This window comes from Lactobacillus sp. WILCCON 0059, assembly GCF_057197985.1.
On the sequence record NZ_JBUBHN010000001.1, the window covers coordinates 704,551 to 731,124 of the forward strand.

The 26,574-nt window shown below is 50.7% G+C and carries 29 protein-coding genes and 2 tRNA genes; 23 read left to right on the forward strand and 8 right to left on the reverse strand.

The window, feature by feature from the left end; all coding sequences use genetic code 11:
• Positions 1-30 precede the first annotated feature (30 nt).
• Complete coding sequence (locus ACYVUT_RS03450; protein ID WP_484499957.1) at positions 31-2,253, reverse strand: LTA synthase family protein; 2,223 nt, start codon at positions 2,251-2,253, stop codon at positions 31-33.
• A gap of 149 nt (positions 2,254-2,402) precedes the next feature.
• Here ACYVUT_RS03450 and ACYVUT_RS03455 point away from each other — a divergent pair, with 149 nt between their 5' ends.
• The 3 genes from ACYVUT_RS03455 (at position 2,403) to ACYVUT_RS03465 (ending at position 6,222) form a co-directional block, all read left to right on the forward strand.
• Positions 2,403-3,029, forward strand: coding sequence for a VanZ family protein (locus tag ACYVUT_RS03455; RefSeq protein WP_439775786.1), 627 nt, complete (start codon positions 2,403-2,405; stop codon positions 3,027-3,029).
• A 76-nt stretch (positions 3,030-3,105) separates the two neighbouring features.
• Positions 3,106-4,446 carry a glucose-6-phosphate isomerase gene (locus tag ACYVUT_RS03460; protein ID WP_439775785.1) on the forward strand — a complete coding sequence of 447 codons (1,341 nt, stop codon included), beginning with the start codon at positions 3,106-3,108 and terminating at the stop codon, positions 4,444-4,446.
• Positions 4,447-4,620: 174 nt separating this feature from the next.
• Positions 4,621-6,222: a peptide ABC transporter substrate-binding protein gene (locus ACYVUT_RS03465; RefSeq protein WP_484499958.1), complete on the forward strand. Its 1,602-nt coding sequence runs from the start codon at positions 4,621-4,623 to the stop codon at positions 6,220-6,222.
• Between the two features lie 107 nt (positions 6,223-6,329).
• On the opposite strand, the gene ACYVUT_RS03470 is transcribed toward ACYVUT_RS03465, so the two are convergent.
• Positions 6,330-6,402 (reverse strand) — tRNA-Gln (locus ACYVUT_RS03470).
• Between the two features lie 5 nt (positions 6,403-6,407).
• A tRNA-Glu gene (locus ACYVUT_RS03475) sits at positions 6,408-6,479 on the reverse strand.
• A 170-nt stretch (positions 6,480-6,649) separates the two neighbouring features.
• Between ACYVUT_RS03475 and ACYVUT_RS03480 the strand changes: the two genes are divergently transcribed.
• A complete protein-coding gene (locus ACYVUT_RS03480) occupies positions 6,650-7,654 on the forward strand; it encodes a serine hydrolase domain-containing protein (RefSeq protein WP_484499959.1) in 1,005 nt (334 codons plus the stop codon).
• Positions 7,655-7,669: 15 nt separating this feature from the next.
• The gene (locus ACYVUT_RS03485) at positions 7,670-7,921 is read left to right on the forward strand and encodes a hypothetical protein (protein WP_484499960.1); all 252 of its coding nucleotides are present in this window, start codon (positions 7,670-7,672) and stop codon (positions 7,919-7,921) included.
• A gap of 86 nt (positions 7,922-8,007) precedes the next feature.
• Here ACYVUT_RS03485 and ACYVUT_RS03490 read toward each other — a convergent pair whose 3' ends face one another.
• Positions 8,008-9,363: a MurT ligase domain-containing protein gene (locus ACYVUT_RS03490; RefSeq protein ID WP_484499961.1), complete on the reverse strand. Its 1,356-nt coding sequence runs from the start codon at positions 9,361-9,363 to the stop codon at positions 8,008-8,010.
• Between the two features lie 140 nt (positions 9,364-9,503).
• Here ACYVUT_RS03490 and ACYVUT_RS03495 point away from each other — a divergent pair, with 140 nt between their 5' ends.
• The 18 genes from ACYVUT_RS03495 to ACYVUT_RS03580 all read left to right on the forward strand — a co-directional run bounded on the left by ACYVUT_RS03495 (position 9,504) and on the right by ACYVUT_RS03580 (position 23,463).
• Positions 9,504-10,106, forward strand: a complete 603-nt coding sequence (locus ACYVUT_RS03495) for a thymidine kinase (RefSeq protein WP_439775780.1) — start codon at positions 9,504-9,506, stop codon at positions 10,104-10,106.
• Positions 10,107-10,129: 23 nt separating this feature from the next.
• Positions 10,130-11,215 (forward strand): peptide chain release factor 1, encoded by a 1,086-nt coding sequence (gene prfA, locus ACYVUT_RS03500; protein WP_439775779.1) that lies wholly within the window; start codon positions 10,130-10,132, stop codon positions 11,213-11,215.
• Positions 11,208-12,050 carry a peptide chain release factor N(5)-glutamine methyltransferase gene (prmC, locus tag ACYVUT_RS03505; protein ID WP_484499962.1) on the forward strand — a complete coding sequence of 281 codons (843 nt, stop codon included), beginning with the start codon at positions 11,208-11,210 and terminating at the stop codon, positions 12,048-12,050. Before prfA ends, prmC begins: the two co-directional genes overlap by 8 nt.
• The gene (locus ACYVUT_RS03510) at positions 12,050-13,045 is read left to right on the forward strand and encodes an L-threonylcarbamoyladenylate synthase (RefSeq protein WP_439775791.1); all 996 of its coding nucleotides are present in this window, start codon (positions 12,050-12,052) and stop codon (positions 13,043-13,045) included. The genes prmC and ACYVUT_RS03510 overlap by 1 nt, the downstream gene beginning before the upstream one ends.
• 99 nt (positions 13,046-13,144) lie before the next feature.
• Positions 13,145-13,774 (forward strand): uracil phosphoribosyltransferase, encoded by a 630-nt coding sequence (gene upp, locus ACYVUT_RS03515; protein ID WP_002880062.1) that lies wholly within the window; start codon positions 13,145-13,147, stop codon positions 13,772-13,774.
• Positions 13,775-13,883: 109 nt separating this feature from the next.
• Complete coding sequence (gene atpB, locus ACYVUT_RS03520; protein WP_270448249.1) at positions 13,884-14,603, forward strand: F0F1 ATP synthase subunit A; 720 nt, start codon at positions 13,884-13,886, stop codon at positions 14,601-14,603.
• Between the two features lie 18 nt (positions 14,604-14,621).
• Entirely contained in the window at positions 14,622-14,849 is a 228-nt protein-coding gene (gene atpE, locus ACYVUT_RS03525; RefSeq protein ID WP_412135881.1) for a F0F1 ATP synthase subunit C, read from the forward strand.
• Positions 14,850-14,898: 49 nt separating this feature from the next.
• On the forward strand, positions 14,899-15,405 hold the full coding sequence (atpF, locus tag ACYVUT_RS03530) for a F0F1 ATP synthase subunit B (RefSeq protein ID WP_439775777.1): 507 nt from the start codon (positions 14,899-14,901) through the stop codon (positions 15,403-15,405).
• Positions 15,405-15,947 (forward strand): ATP synthase F1 subunit delta, encoded by a 543-nt coding sequence (gene atpH / locus ACYVUT_RS03535; RefSeq protein ID WP_484499963.1) that lies wholly within the window; start codon positions 15,405-15,407, stop codon positions 15,945-15,947. The genes atpF and atpH overlap by 1 nt, the downstream gene beginning before the upstream one ends.
• A 22-nt stretch (positions 15,948-15,969) precedes the next feature.
• Positions 15,970-17,481 (forward strand): F0F1 ATP synthase subunit alpha, encoded by a 1,512-nt coding sequence (gene atpA / locus ACYVUT_RS03540; protein ID WP_484499964.1) that lies wholly within the window; start codon positions 15,970-15,972, stop codon positions 17,479-17,481.
• Between the two features lie 10 nt (positions 17,482-17,491).
• Positions 17,492-18,454: a F0F1 ATP synthase subunit gamma gene (locus ACYVUT_RS03545; protein ID WP_439775774.1), complete on the forward strand. Its 963-nt coding sequence runs from the start codon at positions 17,492-17,494 to the stop codon at positions 18,452-18,454.
• A gap of 19 nt (positions 18,455-18,473) precedes the next feature.
• Complete coding sequence (gene atpD, locus ACYVUT_RS03550; RefSeq protein WP_439775773.1) at positions 18,474-19,913, forward strand: F0F1 ATP synthase subunit beta; 1,440 nt, start codon at positions 18,474-18,476, stop codon at positions 19,911-19,913.
• Positions 19,914-19,924: 11 nt separating this feature from the next.
• Positions 19,925-20,365 (forward strand): F0F1 ATP synthase subunit epsilon, encoded by a 441-nt coding sequence (locus tag ACYVUT_RS03555; RefSeq protein ID WP_296228114.1) that lies wholly within the window; start codon positions 19,925-19,927, stop codon positions 20,363-20,365.
• Between the two features lie 47 nt (positions 20,366-20,412).
• Positions 20,413-20,643 carry a DUF1146 family protein gene (locus ACYVUT_RS03560; protein ID WP_439775772.1) on the forward strand — a complete coding sequence of 77 codons (231 nt, stop codon included), beginning with the start codon at positions 20,413-20,415 and terminating at the stop codon, positions 20,641-20,643.
• An 85-nt stretch (positions 20,644-20,728) separates the two neighbouring features.
• Complete coding sequence (mreB, locus tag ACYVUT_RS03565) at positions 20,729-21,718, forward strand: rod shape-determining protein MreB (RefSeq protein ID WP_484499965.1); 990 nt, start codon at positions 20,729-20,731, stop codon at positions 21,716-21,718.
• A 2-nt stretch (positions 21,719-21,720) separates the two neighbouring features.
• The gene (gene yidD, locus ACYVUT_RS03570) at positions 21,721-22,008 is read left to right on the forward strand and encodes a membrane protein insertion efficiency factor YidD (protein ID WP_003617406.1); all 288 of its coding nucleotides are present in this window, start codon (positions 21,721-21,723) and stop codon (positions 22,006-22,008) included.
• 12 nt (positions 22,009-22,020) lie between these two features.
• Positions 22,021-22,248 (forward strand): DUF2969 domain-containing protein, encoded by a 228-nt coding sequence (locus ACYVUT_RS03575; RefSeq protein ID WP_002880076.1) that lies wholly within the window; start codon positions 22,021-22,023, stop codon positions 22,246-22,248.
• Positions 22,249-22,272: 24 nt separating this feature from the next.
• Positions 22,273-23,463, forward strand: a complete 1,191-nt coding sequence (locus tag ACYVUT_RS03580) for an FtsW/RodA/SpoVE family cell cycle protein (protein WP_484499966.1) — start codon at positions 22,273-22,275, stop codon at positions 23,461-23,463.
• A gap of 72 nt (positions 23,464-23,535) precedes the next feature.
• Here the strand turns inward: ACYVUT_RS03580 and ACYVUT_RS03585 are convergent, their stop codons facing one another.
• From ACYVUT_RS03585 to ACYVUT_RS03600, 4 genes are all read right to left on the reverse strand, one after another.
• A complete protein-coding gene (locus ACYVUT_RS03585) occupies positions 23,536-23,997 on the reverse strand; it encodes a universal stress protein (RefSeq protein ID WP_439774679.1) in 462 nt (153 codons plus the stop codon).
• Positions 23,998-24,054: 57 nt separating this feature from the next.
• A complete protein-coding gene (locus tag ACYVUT_RS03590) occupies positions 24,055-24,339 on the reverse strand; it encodes a hypothetical protein (RefSeq protein ID WP_484499967.1) in 285 nt (94 codons plus the stop codon).
• Between the two features lie 352 nt (positions 24,340-24,691).
• Positions 24,692-25,996, reverse strand: a complete 1,305-nt coding sequence (locus tag ACYVUT_RS03595) for a replication-associated recombination protein A (RefSeq protein WP_439774677.1) — start codon at positions 25,994-25,996, stop codon at positions 24,692-24,694.
• A complete protein-coding gene (locus ACYVUT_RS03600) occupies positions 25,993-26,457 on the reverse strand; it encodes a YueI family protein (protein ID WP_484499968.1) in 465 nt (154 codons plus the stop codon). Before ACYVUT_RS03600 ends, ACYVUT_RS03595 begins: the two co-directional genes overlap by 4 nt.
• Between the last annotated feature and the right edge of the window lie 117 nt (positions 26,458-26,574).

A 26,574-nucleotide genomic window follows, 5' to 3' on the forward strand; every position in this document is an offset into this window, starting at 1 on the left:
GGTAAGCTTTTTGCTTGTTCTGTTTTTGCTCTATTTAGTTTCCTTGTTGCTGGATTTACTTGAGCTGGAACTTGAGCTTGAGCTGGATGAACTAGAAGTCATGCTCTCATTCGCGGAGCTGGACGAGGACAGAACGCTTTCCGGGATCTGGGTAATCTCGCTTTGCCGCTTGGCCAGTTCACTGGCATCAGTCTTGTAGAGCTTGCTGGTGTCGCCCTTTTGGCTGATGAGGGCTGTTGACTGCTTGCCCAGCTGCGCAATCAGGTCCATCATCTGCTGGTAATTAGTGCTGTAGTTGTAATCGCTTGGGATAACCGGGCTGAACCCCTTTGGCGTGTAATAGCGGAGCAGGTTCTTGTTGTTGAGGGTATCGGAATAAGACAGGGACTTTTTGCCATAAGCAGCCAGTTTCTTGACTTCGGCCTTTTGCTTTTTAGTCAGCTTGGTCAAAAGCTTGCCGCTGGCGTCATAGACATTGCCTTTGCTGGTCTTGCCCCCGATCAAGACATATTTTGGACTGATGACCGTCCCGTTTCTGAAGACGACGATCTGTTTGTGTTTAGCCGACAGAATGTCCGTGCCGAACTGGATGTATTGCTTGCTGGAAATGCCCAGCAGGTGGAGGATGGTTGGCAGGACGTCGATTTCACCAGCCAGGGTTGACTTGATCCCGCCCTTTAAGTTTGAAGCATGGATCATGAAAGGCACCTTCTGCATCTGAGCAGTGTTGTAGCTGGACCAGTTCTTTGGATCCTTGCCAATCAAAGGCGCAAGGGTGGTGTACTCTTCATTGCTCAAGCCGTAGTGGTCCCCGTAGATGACGATCATCGACTTATTGTAGAGGCCGGATTTTTTCAAGTAGCTGAAAAATTCCTTCAAGGCCTGGTCCAGGTAGTGGGCGGTCAAAAAGTAGTTGTTGATCGTCGCGTCGCTGGTTGAGCTGGTCTTGAAGTCCGGGTCTTGGTCAGCTGTATCCAGTTCAAAAGGCGTGTGGTTGGTAACCGTAATGAACTTGGCGTAAAAAGGCTGCTGCATTCTTTCCAGGTACTTGACGCTTTCAGCGAAGAGAAGCTTGTCTTTCAGCCCATAGCCGGCACTGTCCCCGCTTTCCTGGCTGAAGTAGTTCTTGTCAAAGAAGTAGTTGTAGCCCATGTTCTTGTAAACGTCGTTCCGGTTCCAAAAGCTGCCGACATTGCCGTGGAAAACAGCGGAAGTGTAGTTGCTGTTTGACCGCAAGATCTGCGGGGCAGCTTGGAAGGTGTTGCTGGAGCCCAAAGAAGTGAAGAGTGACCCGTCGGAAATCCCATAGGTGCTGGTTTCCAGCATGTTTTCCGCGTCACTGGTTCTGCCTAGGCCCACCTGGTGGTAGAAGTTGCTGTAAGACAGGGTGTGCTTGTTTTTATACAGGGAATTAAGGAAGGGGGTGACTTCCTTGCCGTTGATCTTTAAGCCGATCAAAAACTGCTGGAAGCTCTCCAGGTGGATGATGATCACGTTTTTCCCTTTTTCTGCCCCAAAGTACGCGGAATTAGCTGGAGCATAGTTCTGCTGGGTAAAGTTGATGATCTTGTTCAATTCGCTGGTTGAGGCATTCTTGGTCACGGTGGAGCTGGATTCGTTCTTAACGGCATCATAAACCGTAAAGACGTCAATGCCCAGGTACTTGACCACGTAAGTCCGGTCAAAAGTGTTCTTGAGCAGGCGGGGCCGGTTGCATTCAGCCACCATCATGTTGAGGCCCAAAACGAAGAAGCCGAAGGACGTAATGGCAAAAGTCCTGGAAAAGCCGTATGACCGCTGGTCGATCTTGATTACTTTTACCGCCAGCAGGATGACGATGACGATCAGGTCCAGCCAGATTAAAATGTCGCTGGGGGCAAGAAGAGCCGCGCTGGACTTGCCTAGGCCCTGGGAGACCTTGCTGATGTTGGCCATGGTCTTAACCGTGATGAAGTCGGTAAACTGCCGGTAGTAAAGGACATTGGCAAACAAAAGCGCCGTGTTGGCAAAGTCAAGGGCCAGCATGGCGATGTAGGAGGCCAGAGGCTTGGAAAAGTAAAAGCCTAGACTGATCAAAATGATGCTCATGCCCAGGGGGCTGAACCACATGATGATGTGCTGGAGAGGATTGGCCAGGCCCAGATTGAAGTCGCAGTAGGCGACAAAGAGGTATTTCAGCCAGTAGCAGATGACCAGGAGGGCCAAAAAGCCAGTCCGGCTTTGAAATTTGCCGAGAAATTTGCTGTGTTTCAATTGTAGTTCTCCTTTAATAACTGTCTTAATTTTAAAGGTTGTGACAAAAATAGACAAACATTTCTCCAGAGTTATTGCTTTCTTAAAATTCTTCCCCCGGAAAAGCTTGTATAATTTAAGCAGACTCTAGTAGATTGGACCCAGTGAGCATGTTGTTTTTAGCACCTTTATACAATTATTTAGCCAGCCAGTACGCCACCAGGATCAATCACTTTGCCTTGATCAAGTTAACCCTGCAGGGCCTGGACAAGACGATTTTTTACTTCTTGCTCTTTGCTCTGGTCCGGGTCATCTGGCTCTTGGCTGTCCGTAAAAGGCGCGGGCTCTGGTCGGAATTTGGCCTCTGGCTTTTCGTCTTTTACTTTCTCCTGGTGCTGATGCTGACGACCTTCAGGTCTTCATATTTCCCTTGGGAACTGAATTTTCACTGGGACCGGCCTCTCAGCAACATCAACCTGGTCTTCATGAAGAATACCTGGAAACTGGTTTATGCCCAGAGCAAGGTCGACTTTTACTATAACTCCCTGGGCAATATCCTGGCCTTCGTGCCTTTCGGGGCCCTTTTGCCCAATTTGCTCCAAGTCAAGCACTGCTTTGGCCGGGTCTTTTTCCTGGGGGTCCTGGCGTCGGTGACGATCGAGATCCTGCAGTTTTTGCTCATGACAGGGGTCAGCGACATTGACGACGTCTTCTTCAATGCTTGCGGGGTCCTGCTGGGCTATGGGCTCTATTTTTTGCTAGGTCAAATTTGTGTAAAAAAACGCAATAAAAGCTAGCAATGAAAGGGCAACAATGATATTATTATCTTGTGAATGATTTATTTAACATTTTCTAGTGAGGAAGCATAAATCAATGAATAGTGTAGTAAGTTTTGACAGTAGTAAATTGACTCCTTTCGTTCACGAAAACGAACTGAAGGAAATGCAAGCAATGGTTAACGCCGCTGACAAGGAATTGCGCGAAGGCACTGGTGCCGGCAACGACTTCCGCGGCTGGCTGGATCTGCCGGTTGACTATGACAAGGACGAATTTGCCCGTATCAAGAAAGCAGCCAAGAAGATCCAAAGCGACTCCGACGTTTTGATCGGGATCGGGATCGGTGGCTCATACTTGGGTGCCCAAGCAGCCATTGAATTCTTGAACTCATCATTCTACATGGCTGAAAAGAGCGACTATCCTAAGGTTGTCTTCTGCGGCAACAGTCTGTCAGGCACTTACTTGTCAGACTTGATCAACTGGCTGGGCGACAAGGACTTCTCCTTGAACATCATTTCCAAGTCAGGTACCACCACTGAACCTTCAGTTGCCTTCCGGGTTTTGAAGGCCAAGCTGATTGAAAAGTACGGCAAGGAAGAAGCAGCCAAGCGTATCTACGCAACCACTGACCGCCAAAAGGGTGCCTTGAAGACTGAAGCTGACGCTGAAGGCTACGAAGAATTCGTAGTTCCAGATGATGTTGGTGGTCGTTTCAGCGTTTTGTCAGCTGTTGGCCTTTTGCCAATCGCTGCTGCCGGCTGCGACATCGACGCCTTGATGCAAGGTGCCGCTGACGCCCGGGCTGCTTACACTGACCCTGACGTAAGCAAGGACTCTCCTTACCAATACGCTGCCTTGAGAAACATCCTTTACCGCAAGGGCTTCACTACTGAACTTTTGGAAAACTACGAACCAAGCATCAGAATGTTTGGCGAATGGTGGAAGCAATTGATGGGTGAATCAGAAGGCAAGGACCAAAAGGGCATCTACCCGTCAAGCGCCAACTTCACGACCGACCTGCACTCACTTGGCCAATACATCCAAGAAGGCCGCCGGAACTTGATGGAAACTGTTGTCCGCGTTGCTGGCCCACGGGCTGACGTGGAAATTCCAAACGACGAAAGCAACCTGGACCAACTGAACTTCCTGGCCGGCAAGACTATGAACTATGTCAACGACCGCGCTTACGAAGGCGTTGTTTTGGCCCACACTGACGGCGGGGTTCCAGTTATGACTGTCAACATCGCTGACCAGAGCGAACACACTTTGGGCTACTTGATCTACTGGTTCGAATTGTCAGTTGCCATTTCCGGCTACCTGAACGGGATCAACCCATTCAACCAGCCAGGCGTTGAAGCTTACAAGCGCAACATGTTCGGCCTTTTGAACAAGCCAGGCTACGAAGACTTGCACGACGAATTGGCAAGCCGCCTGTAATTTTTCACAAATGAAATTAAGAAGAACAAGATCCGCGGATCTTGTTCTTTTTTTATTCAATTTGACCTTTTTTTGCCTCAAAATAATAAAAGAAGCACATTAAGTGCTACAATTTAAGGGGAGCAAGCAGAGTATTGCTTATGTTACCGTTTTAGTAAGAGGGGGTAAAGGAAGATGTCATCAAGAAAAATTGCCTTGACTGGACTTGCTTTAGCTGCTTTAACGTTAACAGCTTGCAGCAAGCAGGAAAGCAGTCAGAAGAAGCAGGATCTGAACTGGTCAGTCGGCGGGGAAATCACTACGATGGACCCGTCCAAGGCCACGGACGTGGTCAGTTTCAGCCAGATGATCAACTCCATGGAAGGACTCTACAGAAACAGCAAGGACGGGCAGAGCCCGGGCCTGGCCACCAGCGCCCAGGTCTCCAAGGACGGTTTGACTTACACTTTCAAGCTGCGCAAATCCCAGTGGAATGACGGCACGCCTGTAACTGCCCAGGACTTTGTCTATTCCTGGCGGCGGACCGTCAATCCCAAGACCGAGGCTGAGTATTCTTATCTTTTCTCCGGGATCAAGAATGCTGATGCCATTCAAAACGGCAAAAAGCCGGTTTCCAGCCTCGGTATTAAGGCTGAGGGCAAATATAAGCTGGTCGTCACTTTAGAGAAGCGGATGGCCTATTTCAAGGACCTCATGGCCTTCCCGGTCTTTTTCCCGCAGGAAGAAAAAGCTGTCAAAAAATACGGGGACAAGTACGGGACGGCTTCCAAGTACATGGCTTATAACGGGCCTTTTGTCCAAAAGGGCTGGACAGGATCCAACCTGTCCTGGAAACTGGTCAAGAACCCGGACTACTGGGACAAGCAGAGCGTTAAGCTTGACCAGATCAGCTTCACGGTCAACAAGACGGCGACTACCGCCTACAACCTCTACGAGTCAAACAAGATCGATGCCTTGGGACTGGACTCTAATTTGACCAAGCAGTTCAAAGGCAAGAAGAACTACTACAGCCTCTCTAATGGGGGGACCTACTACCTGGAGCTTAACGAAAAGAACCAGGTCCTGGCCAACAGCAACATCCGCAAGGCCATCTCCCTGGCCATCAACCGGGAGAACTTGATCCGGATCCTGGGCGGCAACAACCAGGTGGCCAATACCTACACGGCCAAGGGCTTGACTGAATATGACGGGGAAGACTACACCAGCATGATTTCTTCATCTGCCAAAGACCTCTACAAGTACCAGCCAAGCAAGGCCAAGGAATATTGGCAAAAGGGCTTGAGTGAGCTTGGCAAGTCCAGCTTGACCTTGAACCTTTTGACTAGTGACAGCGACGGGGGCAAGAAGACTGGCGAAGCCCTGCAGAGCATGCTGGAAACCCAGCTGCCAGGGCTGAAATTGACGGTTACCAGTGTTCCGTTTAAGACCCGTTTGGCCCGGCGGGAATCCGGCCAGTTCCAGATCTGCGGGTCAGACTGGATCGCTGACTTCGGTGACCCGATTTCCTTCCTGGAACTTTTGACCAGCAAGAACAGCTCTAATTACGGCTCCTGGAAAAACGGCCAGTATGACAAGCTGATCGCGGCTTCCAAGAACACCAATGACCAGGAAAAACGGCTTAAGGACATGAGCGAAGCTGAAAGCATCCTGCTTGATGATGCCGGCGTCATCCCGCTTTACTACGAAGACGATGCCTGGCTGATCCGGTCAAACGCCAAGGGCTGGATCTGCAAGCGGAGCGAGTGGAATTTCAAGGAAGCCTACGTGACTAAGTAACGAAAATTGAACAGGTAAAAAAGTGCTAGACAGATCTAGCACTTTTTCATTTGCTCTGAAAAGGACAAAAAAAGGCAAGCTCCAGAGGAACTTGCCTTTCGGTATTATTGCGATGTCCGGGCTCGAACCGGAACATTATGGATTCAGAGTCCACTGCCTTACCAATTTGGCTACATCGCAGTAAATCACCCGTACGAGAATTGAACTCATGACTCCACCTTGAGAGGGTAGCGTCTTAACCACTTGACCAACGGGCGAAGTTTGTGTTCGAATTACCGACATTCATTATTATGCTTTCTTTGCAAGAAAAAGTCAAGGCTTCCAGCAAAAAAAGTCTTAAATATTTTCAAGCTGGCTTGGAAAGGGTGAAAACTGCCGTATAATAGAGCTAATTGCCCGCACGGGCCTTTTAGAAAGGAGTCGCCGCTTGCTTAATTTTCCTAAAACCCAGTTGCTGATTGAAAGCCTGGTTTCTGAAAGAATTGTTCCCGGAGTCAACTACGCCCTCTTAAAAGGGGACCAGGTTTTTGCCTCGACTTTGGGCTTTGCCAGCATCTATCCCGCCAAAAGCCAGCTGAGCCCCTTTGCCTACTATGATTTAGCCAGCTGCACCAAGGTTTTGGCCACGACCGCCGCTTTTTTGCAGCTGAGAGAAGAGGGAAAGGTTGACTTTGCTGACCCTTTGCAAAAATACGTGCCGGAATTCAAGGACAGCCGGGTCCGCCTCAGCCACCTTTTGACCCACACATCCGGCATCCGGGGCTGGATTGAAAACCGGAATGCCTTGTCCGGTCCGGACTTGATGAAGGCGATCGTGGGCTTGCCGGTGACCAGCGAATTTAACCGGGTCGTCCGCTACGCTGACACCAATTTTGTCCTCTTAGGACTGGTTTTAGAGCGGATTACGGGCAAAGCGGTCCAGGATTTGGCCAGTGAGCGGATTTTTCAGCCAGCTGGCTTAACTGAGACGACCTTTGCCCCGCCAAAAGACGAGTGCGTGCCAACGGAATTAGTTGACGGCCAGGTCATTCAGGGCTTCGTCCATGACCCCAAGGGCCAGCAATTAGGCCGGCGGTGCGGGTCAGCTGGCCTTTTCAGCACCGTCAGCGACCTGGTCAAAATGGGGCAGGGCTACATGGGGGTCAGTGACCTTTTGCCATTAAAGAAAGAGACAATCCAGGACCTCTACCAGGTTAAGACGCCGGCTGGCCTGAAAGCCCGGTCCTGGGGCTGGAACCTGGTCTTTGACCCTAAGGAAAACTATCCCATCATCTACCATACCGGTTTTACCGGCACCTTGGTCTTGTTTGACCAGGTCAAGCAGTCCGGCTTGATTCTTTTGACCAACCGGGTCCACCCCTCCCGGCACAACCAGATCTTTTTGACCATGCGCAGCCGGATCATCAACGCTTTTTTGCAGGAAAACCGCTAGAAAGAGGACCAATACATGAAATTGAGCAATAAGCAAAAGGGCTGGCTGCTTTTAGCCGTTTACGGCCTGGTTATCATCATCCTGGGCCGCGTGAACAGCCGGATGTCGCCCTATTATGCCATCACCGCGATCGCGGCATTCGCCGTAGCCCTAATCGAAGGTCTGCTTTTTGCCTTCAGCAAAAACGCGACCTACAAGGCGGTGGCCTTTTTTGCCGGCTTGGTTGCCTTGATCAATGTAGTCGCCGTCTTGACTACGGCAATCTAAAAAATCCCGCGGCTGACCGCGGGATTTTTAATTTGCTTTTTTATTCTTTTGTCTTTTTCTTTTTTGCCTTACTTGTCTTGTTTATGCTAGTTGATTCTTCTCTTTAAGACGCCTTTTTCAGCGAAGACCTGCCGCAGGTGCAGCATGGCCGTGTAGGTTGAAAGAATGTAGATCTTGTCGGTCGGCGCCTTTTCAAAAGCGGCCGGCAGCTGGTCAAAGTCACTTTCAATGACCAGCTTGTCCGGGTCAAAGCCGGCAACTTCCAGGCGGAAGGCCATGTCCTTATGCCGCTCGCCGCCGACGATGACCTGGTCGATCTTGGACCGGTCCAGGCTTTCAAAGTTCCCGTCCCAGATCCAGCTGGTGTCGATGCCGTCAGCGTGGTGGGCGTTTAAGAGGGCAGCCAGGCTGTAGTGGTCCTTTTCCGTATCCAGCAGGCTGAGGACTTCGTTTAAGCCAACCGGGTTCTTGACCAGGATGATGTTGATCTGCTTGCCCTGGTAGTGGATCAGTTCCTGGCGGCCGAAGATGCGCTTGTTTTTGGCAAAAGCCGCCGCGATTTCATTGGCGGAAACGCCGAATTCTCTGGCACAGGCAAAGGCAGCCAGGGCGTTGTAGATGTTGTAGGTGCCGCCGATGTTGATGGCGAATTCCTTGCCTTCGATGGTGAACTTGATCCGGCTTGGGGTCTGCTCACTGATCTTTTCCAGCTTGTAGGTCAAGTCCGGCCGCTTGTAGCCGCAGTTCGGACAGAAGAAGTCGCCTAAGTTGGCATAGGAAATGGCGTGGTAGTGCAGGATCTGATTGCACTTAGGGCAGAGGACCCCGTCAGTGTTGACGGCGGCCTTGAGGTCGTTTTGCGGCTGGTCCTGGTCAGTTTCAAAGCCAAAGAAGACTTTTGGATTCGGCAGGTCGACCGAAGAGAAGATGCTGGCGTCACCATTAGCGATGATGGTGGCCTCAGGTGCCAGCTTGATGCCGTCGACGATCTTTTCATAGGTCGTGTAGATTTCCCCGTAGCGGTCCATCTGGTCTCTGAAAATGTTGGTCAAGACAAAGGCCTTGGGGTGGACCAACTGGGTTACGGCCTTGACGTTGGCTTCGTCAACTTCCAAAACTGCAAGTTTCCGGCTGACTTTTTTCTGGCCATGGGCCAAAAAGGCGGTTACGATCCCCTGGGCCATGTTGGAGCCGGACGGGTTGGTTAAAATGTCGCCGTATTTTTCCTTCAAAGTCTGGGTGATAAGGGCCGTGGTCATGGTCTTGCCGTTGGTGCCGGTGACGATGATAGTTTCGTAGTCCCTGCCCAGCTGCTCAAGGACGTTTGGGTCAAGCTTCATGGCCAGCTTGCCGGGGAAACTGGTCCCGCCCTTTAAGACATTGTGCAGGAACCAGTAAGAGGACTTGCCGGCAAAAGTTGCGATGTTGGATTTAAAACTCATGATTAACTTCCTATTCTGCATTAAAACTATGATAAATCTTACCATAAGATGGAAAGTTTAGCGGCTAAAATGCGACGCTTTTAAACTTTTGCAAAATACACTATACTTATTTGAGCGAGATTAATACAAAGGTGGAGAATATGGCACAGTTTTTTTTCGAATACGGAGCGATGGGCAGCGGCAAAACGATTGAAATCTTGAAGGTTGCCCACAACTACGAGATTCAAGGACGCAAGGTGGCTTTATTGACCAGCAGCGTTGACACCCGGTCCGGCCGCGGCGTGGTGGCCTCCCGGATCGGGCTCAGCCGCAGCGCCCGGCCAATTGAGCCGGACCTGGACCTCTTTGAATACATCGCGGCTTTGAACCAGCAAGAGCAGGAAGCGGACGGCCATCCTTTGGCGGCGGTCTTGATTGATGAGGCCCAGTTTTTAAAAAAGGACCAGGTCATCCAGTGCGCCAAGGTTGTTGATGACTTGCACATCCCGGTGATGGCTTTTGGCCTAAAGAATGATTTTCAGAATCATCTTTTTGAAGGCAGCGAGTATCTTTTGCTTTATGCTGATAAAATAGAAGAGATGAAGACGATTTGCCACTTTTGCGGGCACAAGGCAACCATGGCCCTGCGCTACAAGGACGGTTTGCCCGTCTATGAGGGCGAGCAGGTGCAGATTGGCGGCGACGAGGCTTACTACCCGGTCTGCCGCTTCCACTATTTCCACCCCGATCAGGCAAGAGACTAGTTTTTATTGGAAGGATTGATTAAATGGACAATGTAATGGCACAGCTGGAAAGCTTGGAAGTGCGCTATGAAGAAATTCAGGAAATGATGGCGGACCCGGAAGTCATCGCTGACACCAAGCGCTACATGGAAATTACCAAGGAAGAAGCTGACATGCGGGAAGTCGTGCAGAAGTTCCGCAAGTTCAAGGCCGACAAAGAAGAAATCGCCGGCAACAAGGAAATCATCGCTGACGGTTCAGACGCTGAGCTGGTTGAGATGGCCAAGATGGAAAACTCTGAGCTGGAAGACGAAATCAGCAAGCTGGAAGACGAAATCAAGATCTTGATGCTGCCAAAGGACCCTAACGACGACAAGGACATCATCATGGAAATCCGGGGGGCAGCCGGCGGGGATGAAGCTTCCCTGTTCGCGGGCGACCTTTTAAGAATGTATGAAAAGTACGCTGAAAACCAAGGCTGGAACGTCTCTATTGTCGATAGCGAACAAACTGAAGTTGGCGGCTACAAGCGGGTAGCCATTATGATTACCGGCAGCAAGGTCTACTCCAAGCTGAAGTATGAAAACGGGGCCCACCGGGTGCAACGGATCCCAGTAACCGAATCAGCCGGCCGGGTGCACACTTCAACCGCCACTGTTGCCGTCATGCCAGAATATGAACAAGTTGACATCGACCTTGATCCAAAGGACATCCGGGTAGACGTCTACCGGTCATCCGGTGCCGGCGGCCAGCACATCAACAAGACTTCCAGTGCCGTCAGAATGACCCACCTGCCAACTGGCATCGTGGTGGCCATGCAAGACCAGCGGTCCCAGCAGCAAAACCGGGCCAAGGCCATGGAAATCCTGAAATCCCGGGTTTACGACTACTACGAAAGCCAGAACCGGGACAAGTACGACGCCAAGCGCAAGAACGCCGTCGGCACTGGTGACCGGTCGGAAAGAATCAGAACCTACAACTACCCGCAAAACCGGGTGACTGATCACCGGATCGGTCTGACTTTGAACAAGCTGGACCGGATCATGAACGGGGAGCTGGACGAAATCATCGATGCTTTGACGGTTTACTACCAAACCAAGCAATTAGAGGAGCTGGCTGAAAATGCCTAAAAGTTTACGAGAAATGCGGATTGAGGCCAGTGAACTGGCCGAAAGCGCCCGGAGCGAGGAAATCGACTTTCTGCTGGCTGAGCGGCTGGGGATGACGCCGAGCGAATACCAACTTAAGCAGGACCGGGAATTGACTGACGCTGAAGTCAAGCAGGTCAGAAAAGACATGAAGCGCCTGGCTAAAGGGGATTCGCCCCAGTACATCCTGGGCTATGCCTGGTTTTTAGGCTACCGCCTGCAGGTCGCTAAAGGCGTGCTCATTCCCCGCTTTGAAACTGAAGAACTGGTTGAATGGGCCCTGGAGCACTTAAAAGACGGCGACACCGTTCTGGACCTGGGAACCGGGTCAGGCAATATTACCGTGGCCCTGGCTAAAGAAGCCGAAGGCAAGGGGATTAAGGACCTGCATTTTTACGCCAGCGACATTAAGGACACGCCTCTTAGAATCAGCGAAGAGAACTTTTTGGACTACGGCCTGGACGTAACCACCCGCAAGGCCAACGTTTTGCTGGGCCTGGGCAAGTTTGACCTGATCATTTCCAACCCGCCTTACATCAAGCCGAGTGAAAAGAACGTGATGGACAAGAGCGTTCTGGCCAATGAGCCGGAAGAAGCCCTGTTTGGCGGCCAGGACGGCCTGGCCTTTTACCGGAAGTTTGCTGAAGAAGTCAGAGACCACTTGAATCCAGGCGGCCGCTTTTTCATGGAATTTGGCTTCAGCGAGGAAGATGAGCTGAAAGCTCTGTTTGCCGAAAAATTGCCGGACTTCAAGGTGGAATTCCGCCGCGACATGGCCGGCAAGCCGCGGATGCTGTTTGGGGAGTGGCAGAAATGATGGAAACCAAGATTTTTAAACGGGAACAATTGGATGAAGCAGCCCGCCTGCTCAGCCAAGGGGAGCTAGTTGCCTTTCCAACCGAAACTGTCTACGGTCTGGGGGCTTTGGCCACCCGGGATGATTCAGTCAAGAAGGTCTACGCGGCCAAGGGCCGGCCCAGTGACAACCCCTTGATCGTGACCGTAGCTGACGAAGCCATGATGCGGCCTTACGCTAAGGAAGTGCCAGAGCGGGCAGAGAAGCTGATCAAGCACTTCTGGCCAGGTCCCTTGACTATCCTGCTTTTAGCTAAAGAAGGGGCCCTGCCGGAATCTGTAACCGGGGGCCTGCCAACGGTTGCCTTCCGCTGCCCGGACGACCAGCTGACCCATGACTTGATTGCCAAGCTTGGCTACCCGATCGTCGGGCCTTCGGCCAATACTTCAACCAAGCCGAGCCCGACTACTGCTCAGCATGTTTATCATGACTTAAAGGGCAAGATTGCCGGGATCGTCGATGGGGGCGAGACTGAAGTGGGCCTGGAATCAACTATCGTTGACTTGTCAGTTACCCCAGCGGTCGTTTTGCGGCCGGGCAAGATTACCCCAGAAGAAATCAGCCAGGTCTTAGGCGAAGAAGTCTTGATCAACCGGGGCCAGGTAAGCGACAAGGAAGTGCCGAAGGCGCCGGGGATGAAATACCGCCACTACGCGCCAAGTGCCCAGGTTTACGTGGTTGACCAGGCGGAAACTTTTGCCAAGCTGGACCTGGATGCTTCTTGCGGGGTTATGGCAAGCAGTGACCTTTTAGAGGAATTGCCCCTGCCTGCAGAAAATAAATTCAATTTAGGCAAAAATCTGACCGAGGCTGACCACAACCTATTTGCCGGCCTCCGCTATTTTGACGACCGGTCAGAAATTAAAACTATTTATGTAGAGGGCTTTGAACAAGGAGAGGAAAGCCTGGCCTACATGAACCGGTTAAACAAGGCTGCTGGCGGCCATCATGTCTAACCTGTACAATTCACGGCTTTTAAAAAAGAAATGGCTTTAAACCATTTCTTTTTTTATTTATAATAGAGATGACATGGTATTTTTGAATGGAGGAACTATATGGGAAAGTTCACTGTGTTAAACCATCCATTGATCCAGCACAAGCTGACGATTATTCGCCGCAAGGAAACTGGATCAAATGAATTTCGGAGAATCGTTGGCGAAATCGCCGGTCTGATGACCTACGAAATCACCCGCGACCTGCCTTTGCAAGACGTTGAAATCGAAACGCCAATGGGCAAGACGGTGCAAAAGGAACTGGCCGGCAAGAAATTGACCATCGTGCCAATCCTGCGGGCCGGCATGGGCATGGTCAACGGGGTTTTGGAAATGATTCCGTCAGCCAAGGTCGGCGTCGTTGGCATGTACCGCGATGAAGAAACCTTGAAGCCGGTAGAATACTTCTTCAAGGTTCCTAAGGACGTTACGGAACGTGAATGCCTGGTCGTTGACCCGATGCTGGCTACTGGCGGTTCCGCCAACCTGGCCATCGAAGCCTTGAAGAAGCGGGGCGTGACTGACATCAAGCTGGCTGTCCTGGTTGCTGCTCCAGAAGGCGTCAAGGCCGTGCAAGACGAGCACCCGGACGTTGACATCTATGCGGCTGCCCTTGACGACAAGCTGCTGCCAAATGGCTACATCTTCCCAGGCCTGGGGGATGCAGGTGACCGGATCTTCGGGACTAAATAATTAAAAAATCGCCAATAAAAGCGATTGCAAAAGTTCCAATTCATTTTTATTGGTGTACAATAAATGACGTGTTCGAAGAATTCAACACAAGAAGGGAGGTCACGAAGAATTGGAGAAATCACTTGTCTTCAATATTAACGGTACCGGACTGAATGTCGACATGGTTGGCATTATCGGTTCGACCTTGATGGCAATTGTGGTTTTTGCCATTTGTTACGCTCTTTCACGTAAAGTTGAAATGAAACCGAACAAGAAACAAAATGTCCTGGAATACCTGATCGATTTTACCGACGGGATTGTCAAGGACAACGTCGAAGACCCGGCTGCGCAAAAACATCTGTCTCTTTACGCCTTTGTTTTGTTCCTTTTCATCTTCTGCATGAATCAACTAGGGTTGTTCTTGGAAGTGAAAGTCGGTGACTATATGGTCATCAAATCACCAACTGCTGATCCAGTGACGACGATGTCGTTCGCGATGATGACCTTGCTTCTGTCATTTACCTTCGGGATTCAGAAATTTGGCACTAAGGGCTACCTGCAGAACTATGCACGTCCTGTTGGTTTCCTTTTGCCAATTAACATCATTGAAGAATTTACCAACTTCTTGACGTTATCACTGCGTCTCTACGGTAATATCTTTGCGGGTGAAGTCCTGCTGACTCTGATCGGGAACCAGCTGGGGCCAAGCATGGGGATTGTAACCAGAATCCTGGCTGCGCCGCTCGCAATGATCTGGCAAGGTTTCTCTGTCTTCATTGGCTCTATCCAGGCGTATGTTTTTGTAACTCTTTCTATGGTTTATATTGGCAAGAAGGTTACACAAGAATAATTTTTCGGAGGTTTTATTATGACTACAGGTTTAAAGGATTTAGCTGCTGCACTTGTTGCTGGTATCGCTGCTTTGGCTGCTTCATGGGGGAACGGTAAGGTTATCTCAAAGACGATCGAAAGCATCGCCCGCCAACCAGAAAGTGCTGGTAACTTGAGATCAACCATGTTCATCGGTGTTGGTTTGATCGAAGCCGTTCCAATCCTGGCTATCGTTATCGCTTTCTTGATTTTGTTCCTTAATTAATCAGACGTTAATTTACATTAGTTACTAAATTGAGAGAGAAGGATTGTCGATGGAATTTCAACCAGTATTCGCCGGCGCTGAAATCTCAATCATTAATACCCTTTGGTATTTAATCGTATTCAGCATCCTTTTGCTGGCCGTCAAGCACTATGCCTGGGGCCCGGTAAAGGACATGATGGAGAAGCGCCGTCAGAAAGTCATTGATGACTTGGATCAAGCTGCCAGCGACCGTAAGAAGGCTGAAACTTTGGCCAATGAACGGGAAGCAGCCTTGAAGAATTCAAGACAAGAAGCAACCCAGATTCTCTCCGATGCCAAGAGTAATGCGCAAAAGACCGGCAAGCAAATCGTCAGCGAAGCAAACGATGAAGCTTCCGCTATCCGGGAAAAGGCCAAGGCTGATGCAGCTCAAGCGAAGACTGACGCCTTGAACGAAGCCCGCGACGAAGTTGCTGATCTTTCTGTGACGATTGCGGAAAAGGTAATTGCTAAGAACTTATCTGCTGCTGATCAAAAAGATTTAGTTGATCAGTTCATTAAGGGGTTGAACGATTAATGGCCTTAAGTAGAGAAGAAACGGCAAGACGCTACGGAACGGCGATCTTTGATTTTGCCAAAGACAGCGGCAAGACAGAGCTCATGTTCAGCGAACTGACTGAATTAAAGCGGGCAGTTCAAGCAGAGCCCCGTTTTGTCCAGGTTCTGAGCAATCCTGTTTTGGACGCTAAGCAAAAGAAGAATCTTTTGACGGCGGTTGAACAGGGCTTTTCTGCAGAGCTTCAAGAAGTTCTGAACTTCTTGCTTAGCTATGATCGTTTTGACAACTTGGTTGACATCATTGATTACTACATTCACCTGTACAATGTTGCCAACCACATCGGAACGGGTGTCGCTAAGACTGCAGTGAAGCTAGATGAAGATCAGCTGCAGCGCCTTGCAGACAGCTATGCCAAGAAGTATGGCTTGCAGGCACTTCATCTTGAAAATGAAGTTGATCCAGAAATTATCGGCGGCGTGGTCCTTGAGGTTGAAGGCCGCGTGATCGATGGCTCAGTAAAGCATCGATTGGAGAAAATCCGCGCCGTATTAACAAAGTAAGTATTATAAAGAGGTGAAACCATTGAGCATTAAAGCGGAAGAAATCAGCTCTTTAATCAAGCAGCAACTTGAACACTACGACGATAAGCTGGACATCGATGAAGTCGGTGTCGTAACTTACGTCGGCGATGGTATCGCCCGCGCTCACGGCTTGAACAATGTCTTGTCAAGTGAGCTTTTGCAGTTCGACAATGGTGCCTACGGTATCGCCCAAAACTTGGAAAGCAATGATGTTGGTATCATCATTCTGGGCAAGTTTGACGACATCCGCGAAGGCGACCGCGTCAAGCGAACTGGCCGGATTATGGAAGTTCCAGTTGGGGATGCTTTGATTGGACGGGTTGTGAATCCACTGGGCCAGCCAGTTGACGGCTTAGGTGAAATTAAGACTGACAAGACTCGGCCGATCGAGTCCAAGGCGCCAGGCGTTATGCAGCGGCAGTCAGTCAACCAGCCTTTGCAAACTGGTATCAAGGCAATTGATGCGCTGGTGCCAATTGGCCGTGGTCAGCGTGAGCTGGTTATCGGTGACCGTAAGACTGGTAAGACCAGTTTAGCGATCGACACCATTTTGAACCAAAAAGGGCAAGACGTAATTTGTATTTACGTCTCAATTGGTCAAAAGGAATCAACTGTCAGAGCACAAGTTGAAACCTTGAAGGAGCTGGGGGCGATGGACTACACCATCGTCGTTGAAGCTGGTCCGTCAGAACCAGCGCCAATGCTTTACATTGCGCCATATTCCGGGACCGCGATGGGTGAAGAATTTATGTACGCCGGCAAGGACGTCCTGGTTGTCTTCGACGACTTGTCCAAGCAGGCTGTTGCCTACCGTGAACTTTCCCTGCTGCTTCGTCGGCCGCCTGGCCGTGAAGCCTACCCAGGTGACGTCTTCTACCTGCACTCACGTTTGTTGGAACGGAGTGCTAAATTGAGCAAGGAACTGGGCGGTGGCTCACTGACTGCTCTGCCATTCATTCAGACTGAAGCCGGGGACATCTCCGCCTACATTCCAACCAACGTTATTTCCATCACTGACGGACAGATCTTCTTGCAAAGTGACCTGTTCTTCTCAGGCACGCGCCCAGCCATCGACGCCGGGGCTTCTGTTTCCCGTGTCGGCGGGGCCGCGCAGATCCCAGCCATGAAGAAGGTTGCCGGTACTTTGCGGACCGACCTGGCTTCATACCGGGAACTGGAAAGCTTTGCCCAGTTCGGCAGTGACCTGGACCAAGCAACGCAAGCCAAGCTGGCCCGCGGCCGGCGGACCGTCGAAGTTTTGAAGCAGCCGCTGCACAAGCCGGTTGCCGTTGAAAAGCAGGTTGTCCTGCTTTACGCTTTGACGCATGGCTTTATGGACGCGGTACCAGTCGATGATATTGCTCGCTTTGAACAAGAACTTTACACCGACTTTGACGCCAACCATGCTGATCTGTTAGCTGAAATCAAGTCAACTGGCAAATTGCCAGATGAAAACAAGCTTCAAGAAGCTATTCAACAATTTGCATCCAGCTTTTCATCAAGTAACAAATAGGAGGTAGACTATGCCTGCATCTTTACTTGAATTGAAGAAGAGAATTGCTTCTGTCAAGCAAACGAGTAAGATTACTGAAGCCATGCACATGGTTTCAGCAGCTAAACTGAATCAGACTGAAAAAAGAGACAAGGGCTACCAGGAATACAACCAGCTGCTCCACCAAACCGTGTCGCGGCTGATGAGTGCCAGCGTGATCAATCACTTGAATAAGGCCAACTACCGCCTGACGCAAGACAACATTGACTCCATCGACTACGATGACGTCTTTGGGATGGGGATCATTTCTGACATGATCAAGCCACGGGCTGAAGTTCATTCCGTTGGCTACCTGGTAGTTACCGGTGACCGTGGTCTGGTCGGCTCCTACAACAGCTCAGTCATTAAGCAGATGATGGGCCTGGTAGCCGACGACAAGCTGCAGGGCAGAGAGTCCAAGATCCTGTCAATCGGCAGCGTCGGCTCCCAGTTCTTCAAGAAGAACAACTTGAACGTTGTCTATGAAAAAGACGGCGTTTCAGACGTGCCGACTTTCAAGGAAACCCTGCCAATCGTTTCAACGGCGATCAAGATGTACTTGAACGGCGTTTATGATGAACTGTACGTTTGCTACACCCACCACGTGAATTCTTTGTCTTCAGCCTTCCGGGCCGAAAAGATGCTGCCGATCGTCGACCTTGACATCGACACCGCGGAAGCCAAGGAAAGCAAGAAGATTGAATTTGAAGTTGCCCCTGACATTGATAGCGTTTTGGCAACCTTGCTGCCGCAATTCGCGCGGGCGGAAATCTATGGTGCCATTTTGGACGCCAAGACTGCCGAACACGCAAGTTCTATGACAGCCATGAAGAGTGCCACGGACAATGCCAAGGACCTTGTTTCTAGTCTTAGTTTGCAAATGAACCGTGCAAGACAAGCACAAATCACTACTGAATTGACTGAAATCGTCAGTGGTGCGAATGCACTTGAATAAGAGAAAAGGAGGTAGAAGTTTGAGTCAAGGTGAAATCGTTCAAGTAATCGGCCCTGTTGTCGACGTCAAGTTTCCTATTGGCAAAGACCTGCCAGACATCAACAATGCCTTGAAGGTCATCAAGTCAGACGACGAATCGATTATCCTTGAAGTTACTCTTGAACAAGGCGATGGCGTTTTGCGCTGCATCGCGATGGAATCTACCGATGGCCTTCGTCGTGGGATGAAGGTTGAAGACACTGGGAGCTCAATTTCCGTACCAGTTGGTCCGGATACCTTGGGCCGGGTCTTCAACGTTTTAGGTCAACCGATTGATGGTGGTCCAGAATTTCCAGCTGACCACCCTCGCTCCGGGATCCACAAAGAAGCACCTAAGTATGATGAATTAACTACTAGCCGTGAAATCCTGGAAACTGGTATTAAGGTTATCGACTTGCTGGAACCATATCTGCGTGGTGGTAAGGTCGGTCTGTTTGGTGGTGCCGGGGTCGGCAAGACCACGATCATCCAGGAATTGATTCACAACATTGCCCAGGAACACAACGGTATTTCCGTCTTCACTGGTGTCGGGGAAAGAACCCGTGAAGGTAACGACCTTTACTTCGAAATGAAGGCATCCGGCGTTTTGGAAAAGACTGCCATGGTCTTCGGGCAGATGAACGAGCCGCCTGGTGCCAGAATGCGGGTCGCTTTGACCGGTTTGACGATCGCTGAATACTTCAGAGACGTTGAAGGCCAGGACGTGTTGCTCTTCATCGACAACATCTTCCGGTTTACCCAGGCCGGTTCCGAAGTTTCCGCCTTGCTGGGCCGGATTCCGAGTGCCGTTGGTTACCAGCCAACTTTGGCAACGGAAATGGGTCAATTGCAAGAAAGAATCACTTCCACCAAGAAGGGGTCAATTACCTCTATCCAAGCCGTTTACGTGCCAGCCGACGACTACACTGACCCAGCGCCAGCGACTACTTTCGCCCACTTGGACGCGACGACCAACTTGGAACGTAGCTTGGTTGAACAAGGTATTTACCCTGCCGTTGACCCGCTTGAATCAACTTCCAGTGCCCTGGACCCAGAAATTGTCGGCCAGGAACACTACGACGTTGCTACCCGGGTTCAGCACATTCTGCAACGCTACCGCGAACTGCAAGACATCATCTCAGTTTTGGGTATGGATGAATTGTCAGACGAAGAAAAGCTGATCGTTGCCCGGGCACGTAAGATTCAGTTCTTCCTGTCACAAAACTTCTTCGTTGCCGAAGTCTTTACCGGCGTTCCAGGCTCATACGTTCCAATCAAGGAAACGATCAAGGGCTTCAAGATGATCCTCGACGGCCATCTTGACGACTTGCCTGAAGATGCCTTCAGAGGCGTTGGTCCGATCGAAGACGTTTTGAAGAAGGCGCAAAAGATGGGGGTTACCCCAAGCGATCCGGAAGCAAAAGCCTTATTAGAAAAGTAGGTTGATGCATCATGGCAGAAGCAGAGAAACTGTTTAAGATCAATATCGTTACGCCAAACGGGTTAATCTATTCTCACCGTGGCAGCTCCGTCTCAATGCGGGCTATTGACGGCGACCGGCAGATCTTGTACAACCACCTGCCGATTTTAACTCCGCTCACGATTGGTGAAGTCAGGGTCCAACGCGGCGCCGATGTCGACCACAAGGTTGATCACATCGCCGTCAGCGGGGGGATCATCGAATTCGCCGACAATGTGGCGACGATTATTGCCGACAACGCAGAACGCGCGCGCAACATTGACCTCAGTCGGGCTGAAGCTGCCAAGCAGCGGGCCGAGGCGCACATCAAGGAAGCCAAGGAAAAGCACGACGAGCAGTCATTGGAACGGGCTCAAATTGCTTTGCGGCGGGCTGTAAACCGGATTCACGTTTACGACGCGCTGCACAAATAAGGGAAAAGAGCGGATTTATTCCGCTCTTTTTTTATGGTAGATTTTATATGAGACAACTTGGAATTCACGCAATCATCAGCTTGGTGATCTACTTTGTTTGCATTGCCTTAGCCTTTCAGGCGATCAAAGCCGTCAGAATCGAGAAAATCATTCGGTCTAACCGGGTCTTTGAGGCCCAGGTCTTCTTAATTTTCACGGCGATTGCCCTGGGCTATACAGTCGGCCAATTTTTGATCGCCTTGATAGATACTTCATTGCAGCTCTCTAATCTCTTTTAAAGAATCGGTTAAAGCTAGGCGGAATCCGCTATACAGAGGGCTTTTATGGTACAATTAAAATTAATATGTTATGGAGGAAATAGACGTGTCAAAAGATATTGGTATTGATTTGGGGACCGCGAACGTTTTGATCAACGTTTCCGGCAAGGGCATTGTGATCGACGAGCCATCCGTGGTTGCCGTGGATACGAACACCAACAAGGTGGTCGCTGTCGGCACTGAAGCTTATGAAATGGTTGGCCGTACTCCTGGCAACATCCGCGTTATCCGGCCTTTAAAGGACGGGGTAATTGCTGATTTTGACATTACTGAAGCCATGCTGAGCTACTTTATTGAGAAGCTGAACGTAAAGGGCTTCATGAGCAAGCCGAACATTCTGGTCTGCACCCCGACTGGAGTAACTTCAATCGAGCAAAAGGCAATCATCCAAGCCGCGGAAAAGTCTGGCGGCGGCAAGGTCTACCTGGACTACGAGCCTAAGGTAGCAGCTGTTGGGGCCGGCCTGGACATTTTCAAGCCGCAAGGGAATATGGTTATCGACATCGGTGGGGGGACGACTGACATCGCCATCCTGTCCATGGGTGAAATCGTGACTTCCAAGTCCCTGCGCTATGCCGGTGACCGGATGAACCAGGCGATCGTCAACTACATCAAGGCCAACCACCAGCTCTTGATCGGGATGCGGACGGCTGAAGCCATCAAGATCGAAATTGGTGCCGCTACTGACCCAGACCCGGACGCAAGCATGAATGTCCGCGGCCGGGATACCATTGACGGTTTGCCAAAGCAAATCAAGGTAAGTAGCTCTGAAGTAACGGAAGCCCTGCAAGATGGCCTGCAAAGCATCATTGATGCTACCAAGCAGGTTCTGCAGGAAACGCCGCCAGAATTGTCTGCCGACATCATTGACCGGGGGATCATGATTACTGGTGGTGGCGCCCTGCTGAAGAACATCGACAAGCTGATTGCCGACAGTCTGCAGGTTCCGGTTTTGATCGCTGATTCACCGCTTGAATCAGTTGCCCTGGGCACTGGCATCCTGCTGCAGCATATTGAAAAGCACGAACGTCACTAATAATGCGTCAAATAATGATTCTTCTAGTCCGCTTTTACCAGCGGGCAATTTCACCGATTTTGCCGGACAGTTGCCGTTTCTACCCGACCTGCTCCAGCTATATGATCACCGCTTTGGAAAAGCATGGTCCGCTTTTGGGACTGCTGATGGGTCTGGCAAGGATCCTGCGCTGCAATCCATTTAACCGCGGCGGGGTGGATCCGGTGCCGGACAAGTTTACCCTATTGCGCAACCCACACCCAGAAGAATATGAAGACGAAATTATTGCCAGAAAATTCCACAGTCACTAACGAGGAGGGAATATGTCAAGAAATCAAGAAAACATCGGGATCGAGGTCAACGAACTGTCTGGCCGCCGGGTACCGACTTGGGAAGTAGTAATTCCGAAGAAGCGCCAGATCGGCTTGATCGAACAGGTTGACGGCAAGTTCAGGGTAACCAGCAGCAAGTCCAAGAACGTGATGTTTGCCAAGAGCCTTGATGCCGGCATCAACGACCTGCTGGCCTACTTCACCTTGCACGAAAAATAATTTTAACGAATAAAGTGATAGTTAATGGCAAAAGTTCAAGAAGAAAGCAAATGGTATGACCGCATTGCCTGGGGAGTCGTAATTCCCGTGGTGTTGCTGTCATTCGTCAGTTTTTATTCAATTTACAACGCGTCGGTTAACGACTCGACCTATGGGACGCCAACCAGAACCGTGGCCATGCAGATTGTTTGGTACACGGTTTCCTGGCTGATGGTAGCCTTCATCGTCCGCTTTGACGCCGAGCAGATCTTCAAGCTGGCCCCCTACCTGTATGGGCTGGGGATCCTCCTGCTGATCGCGGTCCTTTTCCTGTATGACCGGACAACGGCCGCCAGCAGCGGGGCCAAGAGTTGGTTTGTCGTTGGGCCCGTCAGCTTCCAGCCTTCGGAAGTCATGAAGCCGGCCTTTATCCTGCAGCTTGCCAGAGTAGTCAGAGAGCACAATGAGCGTTACTCCCACAACCTCAGAAATGACTGGCTCTTGATCGGCAAGGTCATGGCCTGGTTTTTGCCAGTAGCCATGCTCCTTATGCTGCAGCCTGACTTCGGGACCACCCTGGTCTTTGTAGCGATTACCGCGGGGATCCTTCTGGTTTCAGGGATCTCCTGGAAAATCATCATTCCTGTCTTTATCCTGATGGTAGTGGTTGGCGTCGGCGTCATCCTCCTGGTCTTTACCAGTGAAGGGCAGACGATTTTGCGCCATTACTTCAAGACCTACCAGCTGGAAAGAATCAAGTCCTGGAGTGACCCTTCAGGTGACAACTCCAACAGCGCCTACCAGCTCTGGCAGAGCATGAAGGCCATCGGGTCCGGGCAGATTTTTGGCAATGGCTTTAACAATATTAAAGTCTACGTGCCAGTCCGGAACTCAGACATGATCTTCTCCGTGGTCGGGGAAAGCTTCGGCTTTGTCGGCGGCGTGGCCTTGATCGGGATTTACTTCGTCTTGATCGTGCAGATGGTCAAGATCACCTTCTCGACCAAGAACGCCTTCTATTCATATGTGTCCACAGGGATTATCATGATGATTTTGTTCCACGTCTTTGAAAATATCGGCATGAGCATTGATTTACTGCCCCTTACCGGGGTGCCCCTGCCATTTGTTTCACAGGGTGGGTCTGCCTTGATCGGGAACATGATCGGGATCGGCTTGATCCTCTCGATGAAGTGGCACAACAAGGACTACATGTTCAGCACGGCTGGCGACTTTTAACTGAATTTTTGAGAGCATATGAAAACCGCCTCGGTCAATCGACCGGGGCGGTTTTATGATATTCAGCTGGACTTAGTCCAAAGCAGCCTTGTTGTGCCGAACGACCAGGATGTCGCAGTCAGCAGTTCTGGTGACGTATTCAGTCACGCTGCCGATGAGCAAACGCTCAACGGCGTTCAAACCGGTCGCGCCGACAACGATCAAGTCGATGTCGTGCTTCTTCGGGAATTCCCGGCTGATGATGGCCTTTGGTGAGCCGAATTCGATAGAGTAGTGGACTTCCTTGACGCCGCTGTCTAAGGCAGACTGGTAGTACTTTTCCATCTTCTTCTTGGCGTCGTTGGAAACCTGCTCAACCATGGCTGAGTCAAAGCTGGAAACGTTCTGGAAGGACCGCGTGTCGATAACGTGGAGAATTTCCAGGCTGGCGTTCATGTGCTTGGCAACCGTAACGGCCTTCTTGAAAGCCAGGTCAGCTTCCTTGGAACCGTCAACAGCTACTTGGATATGTTTGTATTGGTATTGTTTAGTCATTTTTGCCACCTCTTCCTGTCTCTATTTTACCAAAAAAATGAAAGCATTTTAATAAATTTACTGATTGTTTTGCGAAAGCAGGAGGGCGAAGATAAAAATCGTCGCTGAGCCCAAAAAGAGGGTGATCAAGTTGAGATACTTGTTGTCAAAGAAGAGCAAAATGATCCCCAAAACGCTGATCGCGAGAAGCGTCCAGGCGCAGATGGTCATCAAGCTGTGAAGCTCCGGGGAGCTGGAAACGTCAAAGACCAGGAAGGCGCCGTTTCTCCGGTGCCAGAGGTACCAGGCGGTCAGCAGCATGCAGGCGATAAAAATAATCATGAAAATACGGATGTAGAGCATCGAATGAACTTTCTAGTTTTCAAAAGGGCTGAAAACACACTGAGTAATCTAGGGGCAGGAATAAACAAAAAAGCGGCCCGAAGGACCGCTGTTATTGTCTAAGAAAATCCGAGTTGACCAAAGCATAAATGGCGCTTGTTGATCCCGTAAAAAAATCACAAAATCCGGCCCATCGCGCAGTGAATATGGATTCTGCGTAAGCAGCATTCCGATTCAGTAGTTACTGACAGGCCACCACGTCCTTAAGTTTGATCGGTCAACTAATTTACAAATAAGCTTTCTGACGATCAACTCAGATCACTTATTATAATATAGAACCCGGCAGCCTTTGTCAAGTAAAATCGTAGCGCTTTCACTTCCTCTTAAGACCCTCTTTTTGCAGGTCATGCAGGCGCTGGTACTGGCTCTTAAAAGCTGCTTCAAACTTGCTCTCGCCCTTAGGGGCAAAGTACTGCTTGCCCTGCAGGCGGTCAGGCAGATAGGCCTGGGCCACCCAGTCGCCCGGGTAGTCATGGGGGTAAAGATAGCCAGTTCCGTGGCCCAGCTTGCCGGCACCTTGATAGTGGGCGTCTTTCAACTGGTCGGGAATCTGGCCGACATTAGTCTGGCGGATATCGGCTAAAGCCGCGTCGATAGCTGTCATAGCAGAATTGCTCTTAGGAGACAAGCAGAGCTCGATGACGGCGTTGGCCAGGGGGATCCGGGCTTCTGGCAGGCCCAGCTGCTGGGCGGTCTGTACGGCTAAAATAGCCCGCTCACAGGCCGGCGGATTGGCCAGGCCGATATCTTCATAGGCAATTACGCTGAGCCGGCGGCAGATTGAAACCAGGTCACCGGATTCGAGAAGCCGGCCCAGGTAGTGCAGGCCCGCATCAGTGTCAGAGCCCCGGATGGACTTTTGAAAGGCGGACAAGAGGTCATAGTGGCCGTCCCCGTCGGCATCAAAGTTCTGGATTTTCAGCTGCAGGGAATCGGCCATGTCGTCCAAGGTAACCGTGAAAGAGGAGGCGTCTTTGCCTTCAGCTTCCAGTTCCTGCTTGGTCGACAAAACCGCCAGTTCCAGGCTGTTTAAAGTGGCCCGCAGGTCCCCGTTGCCTTTCTGGGCCAAAAATTTCCCCGCTTCATCCGTCAGCTTGGCATGGTACTTGCCCAGGCCTCTTTCTTCATCGGTTAAGGCCCGGTTGACAGCTGTCAAAATCTCGTCTTCAGTCAAAGGCTTCAGTTCAAAAATCTGGCAGCGGGACCGGATGGCCGGGGAGATGGCCAGGTAGGGATTTTCCGTGGTGGCCCCGATCATGATCACCTGGCCGGATTCCAGCAGCGGCAAAAGGAAGTCCTGCTTGACCTTGTTGAGCCGGTGGATTTCATCCAGCAAAAGGACGACCGTCCCGCTCATCTTGCCTTCAGCGGCGACCTGGGAGAGCTCTTTTTGCCCGTCGGTAGCCGCGTTGAGCTGGCGGAAGGCATACTTGCTGCTGCCGGCGATCGCGCTGGCGATGCTGGTTTTGCCAATGCCCGGCGGTCCATACAGAATCATGGAAGAGAGCTGCTTGGCTTCAACCATGCGGCGGATGATCTTTTTAGGGCCGACCAGGTGCTGCTGGCCGACGACCTGGTCGATGGACTGGGGCCGCATCCGGTAGGCTAAGGGCTTCATTTATCGCCCCCAAAGAATCTGGCCAAAAAGCCCTTTTTCTTTGGCACCGGCAATTCTTCCGCCGGCAGGGGCGGGGCGTAGACCTGGGTTAATTCGATCCGCATCCGGTTGATGGCTTCCTTGCTGACGACCAGAATGGCGGAATCGTCATCGCCTTTTCTGGCAGTTTCGTCATTGACCAGACGGAAGGAAACCTGCTCCTTGCTGGCCCGGCTTTCAATCTGGCCGACAAAGGTCGGGTTGGGGGTGTTGGCGTTGATCAAAATGGTGTAGCCCTTGTAGTCAGCAAAGTGATCCAAGAAAAGCTTGGTTAACTTGTCGTCTTCACAGTCTTTGATGGTCATGCGCACGAAAACCCGCTCCCTCAAAGAGCCCAAGAAGCGCCGCCGCTCGTCAGGTCTGGTCTGCGGAGTAATGCCGCTAGCAGCATTTTCGACTCTTTTGGCTAAATCTTCAGTCATGGCTTCGTCCTTTCTAAAAATTAAAACTGTCTTTTTCTGGGTCTAAAGCATATTATAACTGAACTTTTTGGGCAAGAAAAAAGCCTTTCCCAAAACTGGGAAAGACTTTGAAGCCGA